This is a genomic window from Orenia metallireducens, from assembly GCF_001693735.1.
In the GTDB taxonomy this organism is placed as follows: Bacteria; Bacillota; Halanaerobiia; order Halobacteroidales; family Halobacteroidaceae; genus Orenia; species Orenia metallireducens.
The window spans coordinates 827,526-837,414 of sequence record NZ_LWDV01000010.1 but is presented as its reverse complement, the minus strand read 5'-3'; the positions used below and the strand labels follow the sequence as shown (position 1 = coordinate 837,414).

At 32.3% G+C, this 9,889-nt stretch carries 8 protein-coding genes, 2 tRNA genes and 1 other annotated feature; all 10 genes read left to right on the top strand.

What is annotated here, in order from left to right; translation table 11 throughout:
* The first annotated feature begins 195 nt into the window (after positions 1-195).
* The 10 genes from sppA to U472_RS17280 all read left to right on the top strand — a co-directional run bounded on the left by sppA (position 196) and on the right by U472_RS17280 (position 9,726).
* Positions 196-1,143, top strand: coding sequence for a signal peptide peptidase SppA (gene sppA, locus U472_RS15990; RefSeq protein ID WP_068719759.1), 948 nt, complete (start codon positions 196-198; stop codon positions 1,141-1,143).
* Positions 1,144-1,244: 101 nt separating this feature from the next.
* Positions 1,245-1,457 (top strand) — a binding site (T-box leader).
* Positions 1,458-1,578: 121 nt separating this feature from the next.
* Entirely contained in the window at positions 1,579-2,745 is a 1,167-nt protein-coding gene (locus tag U472_RS15985; protein ID WP_068719757.1) for a pyridoxal-phosphate-dependent aminotransferase family protein, read from the top strand.
* Complete coding sequence (gene serA, locus U472_RS15980) at positions 2,742-4,325, top strand: phosphoglycerate dehydrogenase (RefSeq protein ID WP_068719755.1); 1,584 nt, start codon at positions 2,742-2,744, stop codon at positions 4,323-4,325. The genes U472_RS15985 and serA overlap by 4 nt, the downstream gene beginning before the upstream one ends.
* 29 nt (positions 4,326-4,354) lie before the next feature.
* Entirely contained in the window at positions 4,355-5,635 is a 1,281-nt protein-coding gene (gene serS, locus U472_RS15975) for a serine--tRNA ligase (RefSeq protein ID WP_068719753.1), read from the top strand.
* Between the two features lie 104 nt (positions 5,636-5,739).
* Positions 5,740-5,831 (top strand) — tRNA-Ser (locus U472_RS15970).
* Between the two features lie 92 nt (positions 5,832-5,923).
* Positions 5,924-6,017: transfer RNA gene (locus U472_RS15965), tRNA-Ser, on the top strand.
* A gap of 163 nt (positions 6,018-6,180) precedes the next feature.
* The gene (locus U472_RS15960) at positions 6,181-6,429 is read left to right on the top strand and encodes a (2Fe-2S) ferredoxin domain-containing protein (protein WP_068719751.1); all 249 of its coding nucleotides are present in this window, start codon (positions 6,181-6,183) and stop codon (positions 6,427-6,429) included.
* Positions 6,430-8,121 carry a [Fe-Fe] hydrogenase large subunit C-terminal domain-containing protein gene (locus U472_RS15955; RefSeq protein ID WP_068719750.1) on the top strand — a complete coding sequence of 564 codons (1,692 nt, stop codon included), beginning with the start codon at positions 6,430-6,432 and terminating at the stop codon, positions 8,119-8,121.
* A gap of 2 nt (positions 8,122-8,123) precedes the next feature.
* Positions 8,124-9,272 (top strand): SpoIIE family protein phosphatase, encoded by a 1,149-nt coding sequence (locus tag U472_RS15950; protein WP_068719747.1) that lies wholly within the window; start codon positions 8,124-8,126, stop codon positions 9,270-9,272.
* A gap of 31 nt (positions 9,273-9,303) precedes the next feature.
* A complete protein-coding gene (locus U472_RS17280; RefSeq protein WP_068719745.1) occupies positions 9,304-9,726 on the top strand; it encodes a [Fe-Fe] hydrogenase large subunit C-terminal domain-containing protein in 423 nt (140 codons plus the stop codon).
* Positions 9,727-9,889: the final 163 nt, after the last annotated feature.

The window sequence follows — 9,889 nt, the reverse complement described above, 5'->3', positions numbered from 1 at the left end:
TAAAAAACTCTTAGGCTGAATTCAGTCTAGGAGTTTTTTTATCTGAATGAATAAATTATATTAATAAAAAGAGGATTTATTATCCTTTATATCTAAATTTGATATAGTTAGTTAAATTACTTATTAAATTTTTAACTTCTAATTTGGTTAAATTAATAACTATAATTAGCAGTAAAATCAGCTAGGAGGATGTATATGGAGATTAGTGTTAAGAGAGTTTTACTAATTATGGCAGTTATATTTATGATTTCTTTATTAATTTTGGCAAGTGGTTTTTATATATTAATTAAGAGTTTTGTTGGCTTAGAGAATAAAACTAAAGATAGTCTAGCAGTAATAAATATAAGTGGAGCTATAGTAGGAGGAGAGGGTGGAGGTGCTTTTGGTAGTATGGAAGCTACTTCAGACCAAATAATGGCTCATATCAATCAAGCTAAAGATGATGAATCAGTTAAAGGAATTTTATTAAGGGTGAATAGTCCTGGTGGTAGTTCGGCTGCTTCTGATGCAATCTATCGAGAATTAAAAAAATTTAAAGATGCTGGTAAGCCTATAGTTGTATCTATGGGAGATGCTGCTGCTTCAGGTGGTTATTATGTATCTATGGCAGCAAACAAAATTTATGCTAATCCTTCTACTATTACAGGAAGTATTGGTGTTATAATGCAATTTACTAACTTGGAAGAATTATATAATAAAATAGGTATAGATTCTATTACTATTAAAAGTAGAAAGTATAAGGATTTAGGCAATCCCGATAGAGATATGACTGCTGAAGAGAAAGAGATTTTACAGACAATGGTTGAAGGAGTATATCAACAATTTGTTAATGTTGTCATGGAAGGTAGATCTATGACAGAAGATAGAGTTAAAGAGTTGGCTGATGGTAGAATTTATAGTGGGGAGCAGGCTAAGGAATTAGGTTTAGTAGATGAATTAGGAACTTTCTATGATGCAGTAGATGAATTAGCTAAAATTGCTGGAATTGAAGGAGAACCTAATTTAATTTATTATAATAAATTATCACCTATAGAACTCTTATTAGGTTCTTTAAATAAAAGTTTTTTCAAAGGATTAGTTAATAGTTTGCCGATGCAAACAGATAATATAAAGGATAAGAATCTGGGATTCTATTATTATTAATAACTAGTCACAAGGAAATTTAATTTTAATTTAAAGGGTTGCATTTTACTTTCTCTTATTATATAATATTCCATAAATAAAGAGAAAATTAAACACATATATTAAACATGGTGAATAGGAATAGTAAATTTCATCTTTATTTGGAGAGAGTCAGCGGTTGCTGCGAGCTGATATAAAGAGGAATTGAATCCGCCTAGGAATGGTTAGTGAATACAAGCTAAATCGGATTGACACCGTTATCTGTCATTAAAGAGGGTCAATTTTTGACCAATTAGGGTGGCAACGCGGGTAATTATTAATCTCCCGTCCCTAACAAATCCAAGTATTACTGGGTCTGTTTGGGATGGGAGATTTTTATTTATATAATTAATATTGAGCAATACCTGTTAATATCCTTTAATAAATTTATGAGTATTGAGAAGGGAGATAGATATTATGAAGGAGAAGAGAACACTAATGCTACCTGGTCCAACTCCTATTCCTGAAAGGGCAAGATTGGCTGGTGTAACAGAGATGATTGGGCATCGTGAAGTAGAGTGTGAGGAGCTACTAAAAGAAGTAGTTGATGGTTTAAAATATGTCTTTCAGACTGAAAATGATGTATTAGTTTTAACCTGTTCTGGTACTGGAGGACTAGAAGGTTCTATTGCCAATACTTTATCTAAAGGAGATAAAGTATTATCCTTATGTACAGGAGCTTTTGGTGAAAGGTATGCTTCTATTGCTGAAAATTATGGTTTAGAAGTAGAGAGATTAAATGTTCCTTGGGGTGAGTGTATAGACCCTAAAAAAGTAGAAGAGAAGTTAGAGAGTTATAAAGATGGTGAAGTTAAAGCAATCTTAATGACCCATAATGAGACTTCAACTGGGGTTATTAATCATCCTGAACCTATAGGTAAATTAGCTAGAAAGTATAATTGTTTGCTATTAATTGATGCTGTCAGTTCATTAGCAGGAATTGAGTTAAAGACAGATGAATGGGGTGCTGATGTAGTAGTTACATCTTCACAAAAAGCTTTAATGAGTCCTCCAGGATTATGCTTAGTAAGTGTGAGTTCTAGAGCATTTAAAGCCTATGAAACATCTGATCTACCTAAATTTTACTTAGACTTCAAACGTGCTAAAGATCGCTATGACGCTAAGAATCAAACACCAGCTACACCAGCAATCTCTGTTCTTTATGTATTAAGAGAAGTATTGAGAGATATTAAAGAAGAGGGCTTGGAAAATGTATTCAAGCGACATGAAATAGTTACTAAAGCCATAAGATTATCGATGAAGGCTATTGGTTTAGAGTTATTGGTTGATGATAAAGTTGCTTCTAAAACAGTAACTGCTGTTAAATTACCTGAGGGTATAAGTTATAGTGTATTAAGAAATAAGTTAAAAGATGAATATAATGTTTATGTTACTGGTAGTAAAGGTCAGTTACAAGGAAAAGTCTTTAGAATCGGTCATCTTGGTAATGTTAGTAGAATGGATATCTTATCAACTATATCAGCTTTAGAGTTTGTATTATTAGAGTTAGGATTTGAGTTAGAGTTAGGAGCAGGGTTATCTGCTGCCCAAAAAGTATTTTATGAGGAGGAGAGAAGTAAATGAAGATATTAGTTAGTGATACAATTTCACAGAAGGGTATTGATATTTTAGAGGAGAATGGTGCGGAGGTTACTTATAATACAAAATTATCTTATGAAGAGTTGTTAGAAGAGATAGGTAAATATGATGGGATAATCTTAAGAAGTATGACACCTTTAAATGAAGAGGTATTAAGTCATGCTACTAACTTAAAGGTAATTGCAAGAGCTGGTTCTGGTTATGATAATATTGATGTGGAAGCAGCATCTAAACAAGGTATTGTAGTATTAAATACACCTGGTCAGAATACAGTATCTGCAGCTGAACAGACAATGGCTTTGATGTTGGGTATATCTAGAAATGTAGCCCAGGCTAATCAAGCTTTACATGAAGGAGTTTGGGATCGTAAGAAATATATGGGTGTTGAATTAAATACTAAGACTTTAGGGATTATTGGTTTAGGAAGAATTGGAGGTTTAGTGGCTAAAAGAGCACAATCCTTTAATATGACTGTAATTGCTAATGACCCTTATATTCCAGAATCTAGAGGTAAGAAATTAGGAGTTGAATTGGTTGAGTTAGATGAATTATTAGCAAGAGCTGATTATATAACTTTACATACTCCTTTAACTGAAGAAACTCATCATATCTTAAGTACAGAAGAGTTTGCTAAAGTAAAAGATGGGGTTAGAATAATAAATGTAGCCAGAGGAAAGAATGTTGACCATAAAGCTCTATATGAAGCAATTAAAAATGGTAAAGTAGCAGGAGCAGGTATAGATGTTCATGAAGATGAGCCAATTACCAAAGAATATTCTCTGTTAGAATTAGAAGATCAAGTAATAGTGTCTCCTCACTTAGGTGGAACTACTATAGAGGCTATGGATAATGTATCTATAGATGCAGCAAAACAAGCATTAATGGTCTTACAAGGTGGATTCCCACGAACACCATTAAACATACCTACTGTAGAACCAGAGGATATGGAACAGATCAAACCATATGTTGATTTAGGAGAGAAGTTAGGAACTTTCTATGCTGGTCTAGCTGGTAATAGAATTGAAGAGGTTGAAGTCATATATAGAGGTATGATTACAGAATATGATTTAAAACCAGTTACAACTTCTTTACTAAAGGGATTATTAAATCCTATCTTAGATGAGAATGTAAATTTGGTAAACGCAAGGTTAATTGCTAATGAGAGAGGAATTAAGATTGCTGAAACTAAAAGTAATGATAGTGAGATATATTCTAGTTTAATTACTTTAAAGGTTAAGAGTAGTAGCAATGTAAGACAATTATCTGGAACTGTATTCCATGAAAAAGAATTGAGAATTGTAGAGATAGATAATTATGATATAGATATATTACCAGATGGTATTTTATTAGTAACTAACCATACTGACCAACCAGGTGTAGTTGGTAAAGTAGGAACATTATTGGGTGATAATGGAATTAATATAGCTAGTTTAAAACTTGGTCGTAATAAAATTGGTGGAAAAGCAATAATGATTTTAAATATTGACCAAGAGATAGATAATAATTTAAGAGAAGAATTATTAAAGATTAATGGTATGGTAGATGTAAATGTATTAACTTTATAATTAGCGTTAAGATGAAGAGGAGGATAAAGATGTTAGATTTAGGGTTTGTTAGAGAAAATATAGATTTAGTTAAAGAATCTTTAAATAAAAGAGGAACCAAAGCCCCAATTGATGAATTTGCTGAAATTGATATAAAAAGAAGAGAGTCAATTCAAGAAGTAGAAAGATTAAAACAGATTCGTAATGAAGAGTCCTCTAAAATTGGTCTATTAAAGAGAGATGGTAAACATGAAGAAGCTCAAGAAATTATTGATAGAATGGGCAAAGTAGCAGATCAAATCAAAGATTTAGATGAGAAGGTTAAAGAATATAATCAACGCTTAGAATATATCATGTTAAATATTCCTAATATTCCTAATAAGGATGTACCCTTGGGTAAAGATGAAGATGATAATATTTGTGTTAGAAAATGGGGTGAACCGACAAAATTTGATTTTGAAGCTAAGCCTCATTGGGATTTAGGAGTAGATTTAGATATCCTAGATTTCGAAAGAGGTGCTAAGGTAACAGGTTCTAGATTTACTTTTTTAAAGAATCTAGGTGCAAGATTAGAAAGAGCATTAATCAGTTTTATGCTCGATATTCATACTGGAGAACATGGTTATCAAGAGATATTTCCTCCTTTTATCGTTAATAGTGATAGTATGACTGGAACAGGACAACTTCCTAAATTTGAAGAGGATGCTTTTAAATTAGCTGGTACGGATTATTATTTAGTTCCAACTGCTGAAGTACCAGTAACTAACATGTATCGGGATGAGATCTTATCTGCTGATGATCTACCGATATACCATACAGCTTATAGTGCATGTTTTAGATCTGAAGCTGGTTCCCATGGTCGTGATACCAGAGGGATTATTAGACAGCATCAATTCAATAAAGTTGAGATGGTGAAGTTCGTTAAGCCAGAAGATTCTTATGATGAGTTAGAGAAGTTAGTGAAAAATGCAGAGACTATTTTACAGAGGTTAGAACTTCCATATCGTGTAGTTATCTTGTGTACAGGCGATTTAACCTTCTCCTCTGCTAAAACTTATGATATTGAAGTCTGGTTACCAAGTTATGATACTTATCGAGAGATTTCTTCTTGTAGTAACTTTGAAGATTATCAAGCAAGAAGGGCTGGGATTAGATATCGTCCAGAACCTAATGCTAGTACAGAATATATTCATACATTAAATGGTTCAGGATTGGCTATAGGAAGGACTGTAGCTGCTATTTTAGAAAATTATCAGAATGAAGATGGTAGTGTTACTATCCCTAAAGCTTTAAGACCTTATATGGGTGGAATTGAAAAGATTAATACATAGGATTTTAATGGGTCTAAGTTCTTAGACCCATTAAAATTTATTATTAATTTTCCTTGACAATCCCTTTAAAATAACTTATAATAAATCTTGTGTTAAGTAAATACGGAGAGGTGTCCGAGTCCGGTTGATGGTGACGGTCTTGAAAACCGTTGTACGTTTGCGCGTACCGTGGGTTCGAATCCCACCCTCTCCGCCATTTATATTATTGTTAACATTAACCAGTTGATAATTTAAGGAATTTGTTATAAAATATATAAATGTAGTAGTTTAATAATTTTAAATCAGCATGGAGAGATACCCAAGTAGGCTGAAGGGGCGGGTTTGCTAAACCTGTAGTAGGGAATTATCTCTAGCGAGGGTTCGAATCCCTCTCTCTCCGCCATTTTTAATATAATAGCTTTCAATACTCATCCTGGAAAGGATGTTTTTTTATTTATAAGGATAAATAATAAGGTTGTCAAAAATTAATTTGCATGTTAGTATTAAATAAAGAAATTTATTTTTTTGGCCTATTTGTTAAAAAAATAACAAAAGAGGGGTTTTTAATGAAAAAAATTATAATTTGTGTTGGAAGTAGCTGTCATATTAAAGGGGCCTATGAAATTATAGAAATATTGAAAAAAATAATAAATGAAGAGAGGTTAGAGACGGAAATAGAATTGGGAGCTTCTTTTTGCCAAGGGAAGTGTACAGAGGGTGTTGTTCTTAAATTTGATCAAGAAATAGTTACAAAGGTATCTCCAGAAAATATAAGAGAACTCTTTTATAGAGAGTTTAATAGAGGGGTGAATTAATTGAGTCTTATTACTTTAAGTGAATCAGAATGTAAAGACTGTTATCGTTGTGTACGGGATTGTGCTGTTAAAGCAATTAAGATTAATAATGGTCAAGCAGAAGTTGTAAAGGAAAAGTGTATTAACTGTGGACACTGTATAGAGATATGCCCACAAAATGCTAAAAGTGTTAATAATCATCTATCCAAATTAACAAAGCTATTAGAAGAAGAAAAGGTAGTTGCAAGTATAGCTCCATCTTTTCCTGCTGCTTTTGATTGTAGCCCCGGTCAATTGGTGAAAGGTTTAAAAAAATTAGGTTTTTTTGCTGTTGAAGAAACAAGTATAGGAGCAGAAGTAATAGCAAGAGAGTATAAAGAGTTATTAGAAGGATGGGAGAAGACACTTATATCAGCTTGTTGCCCTGCTGTGGTTAGCTTAGTAGAGAAACATTATCCTGAATTAGTTTCTTATCTATCCCCTACTATCTCTCCTATGGTAGCCCATGCTAAGTTGTTAAAGAAGAGATTTAAAGATTTAAAAGTGGTCTTTATAGGTCCTTGTATAGCTAAGATTAAGGAAATTGATTGGAAGAGCTCTAAAAGTGCTGTTGATTTGGCTATTACTTTTGATGATTTAAAAGATTTATTCTCTTTAAAAGGTATAGATTATAGAAGTTTAGATGAAGATCAGTTTAAGACTAATTCAGGAAATTGGTCTAGAGCTTTTCCAGTAGAAAATGGTGTTTTAAAAGCAGCAGATATTGACTTTGGATTGAGTACAGAGATATTATCAGTTTCAGGATTGGCTGAATGTATGAAGACCTTTGAGGATATATTAAATGGTGAGATTAGTCCCAAATTTATTGAAGCAATGGTCTGTGCTGGAGGATGTATAAATGGTCCTGGTATTAAATCAGAATTAAGCATTAATTCTCGAAAAGAAAGGGTAATAAAATATGCTCAACAAGAGAGTATAGAAGATGAATTTGATGTAAATGAAATTAAAATTGATATAAGTCGGGGATATCTTAACCGTAGAATTGAGGATAAAATTCCAACAGAAAATCAAATAAGATTAATATTATCGCAAACAGGAAAATTTAGTAAAGAGGATGAATTAGATTGCGGGGGCTGTGGTTATAATAGTTGTCGTGAAAAAGCTATAGCTGTTTATCAAGGTTTAGCTGAATTGAAGATGTGTATTCCTTATATGAAAGGTAAAATGGAATCTTTAGCAGATATAATTGTAGAATCATCTCCTAATGCAATTATTGTTGTAGATAAGGATATGACAATTCAGAAGTTTAACTCTAAGGCTAATGAGTTGTTTAATCGGAATAATGAAATTGCTATAGGTCATAAATTATATAGATATATTGATCCTAAAGATTATTTAGATGCATGGTTTAATAAGAAGTCTATTTCTCAAAAAAAAATTGAGTATAAGCAATATAATTTGATATGTGAACAGTCAGTAATCCCTTTAATTGATTATGAATTGGTAATTGGTATAATAACTGATGTTACGGAAAGAGAAAATCATAAAGAAAGAGTAGCTAAGATGAAAGATACAACTTTAGAAAAAGCTAATCAAGTTATTCATAAACAGATGAAAGTAGCCCAAGAGATTGCAGGATTATTAGGTGAATCAACTGCAGAAACAAAGGCAATTTTATATGAGTTAAGAAAGTTAATGCAGGAGGAAATGTAATTATGTTTGTAGAGACCAGTGTTGCTAGTATTTCAAAATATAATGAAGAGTTATGTGGAGATAATGTAGAAATTGTAGAGAATGAAGATAGTAAAATTATAGTCTTATCTGATGGACTAGGTAGCGGAGTAAAAGCAAACATATTATCCACTTTAACTACAAAGATTGCCAGTAGATTATTAAAAAAAGGGGTACCTTTAGAAGAGGTTGTAGATACAATTACTAATACATTGCCAGTTTGTAAAGAGAGACAGTTAGCTTATTCTACTTTATCAATTTTACAGATATTTAATGATGGTAAGGCTTATTTAGTCGAGATGGATAATCCGACTTCTTTTTTTATTGATAGTAAAGGTAATATCTCTAAAATAGAGATGAAAACAAGAAAAGTAGCTGATAAGAAGATAAATGAAGCTTATTTTCGATTAAAGAATAATGAAATGATAATGTTGGTTAGTGATGGTGTAACTCATGCTGGGATAGGTGGTCTACTTAATTTTGGATTGGGTTGGGATGGAATTGCAGAGCATTTTGAACGTATTATTGGTAAGTACCAAAGTAGTAATAAGTTAGTAGAGGAATTAATTGAGGTTTGTAATGCTTATTATTGTATGGAGCCTGGTGACGATACTACAGCTGTTATTGCACATTTTAGAGAAGAAAGAGAACTGACATTATTCAGTGGACCACCTAAAAGTATTCAGAGAGATAAAGAGATTGTTAATAAATTAATTTCTAATTCAGGAAAAAAGGTAATTGCAGGAGGTACTAGTGCTCAGATAGTTTCTAGAGAGTTGGATAAAGAATTAGAGGTTAGTTTGGTATACTATGATCCTGAAATACCTCCTACTTCTCAGTTGGATGGAATAGATTTAGTCACTGAGGGGTTATTGACTTTAAATAAGACCGTAGAAAGAATTATAAATATAAATTGTCAAGAAGACTTGCCTAAACAGAGGGACGGAGCAACTGAATTGGCTAGGTTATTACTAGAAAGTGATAGCATTAAGATGTTAATAGGTAAGAAGATTAATCCAGCACATCAGAGTTTGAGGTTGCCTGAAAATATGGCAATTAGAAAGCAGATTGTAAAAAGGTTAGTAAATTGTTTGAAAGATAAAGGGAAGAAGGTAATAGTAGAGTGGTTTTAGCTTTATAAAGGAAGTTGCCTTAGGAGCTGATATGGTTGCTATAGAAGAGAGTAAAGAATTCTTAGATAAGGTTCCCGATAAACAGGATTATTTAACCACTTCCTGTTGTCCGGCTTTTTTAGCTCTAATTGAGCAGGAATTCTCGGAAATAATCGAGAATATATCTAGTACCGTATCACCTATGGTTGCCTTGGCTAGAGTTTTAAAAGAGGAATACCCAAATTCTAAAGTAGTATTTATAGGACCTTGTATTGCTAAAAAGGATGAAGCATTGAAGAATAAGGCAGTAGATGCTGTATTAACCTTTGAAGAGTTAGGATTTATGTTTGTAGGAGCTAGAATTAACTTAGCTAGTATTTCTGATGGTAATAATTTTGAAGATGCTACTGATGACGGAAGAATTTTTGCTAGAAGTGGTGGATTAATTAAAGCCCTAGAAGGTTCTGTATCTTAGATTGATCCAAATAAAGAGTTCAATACAATTAAGGCTCAAGGTCTAAAGGAGTGTATTAAAGTATTGAGATTGGCTAAAGCTAATCAATATCAAAATTGCTTTATAGAAGGCAAGAAGGTTGTGTAGGAGGGCCTGCAACACTAATGAATACTAAATTTATAAC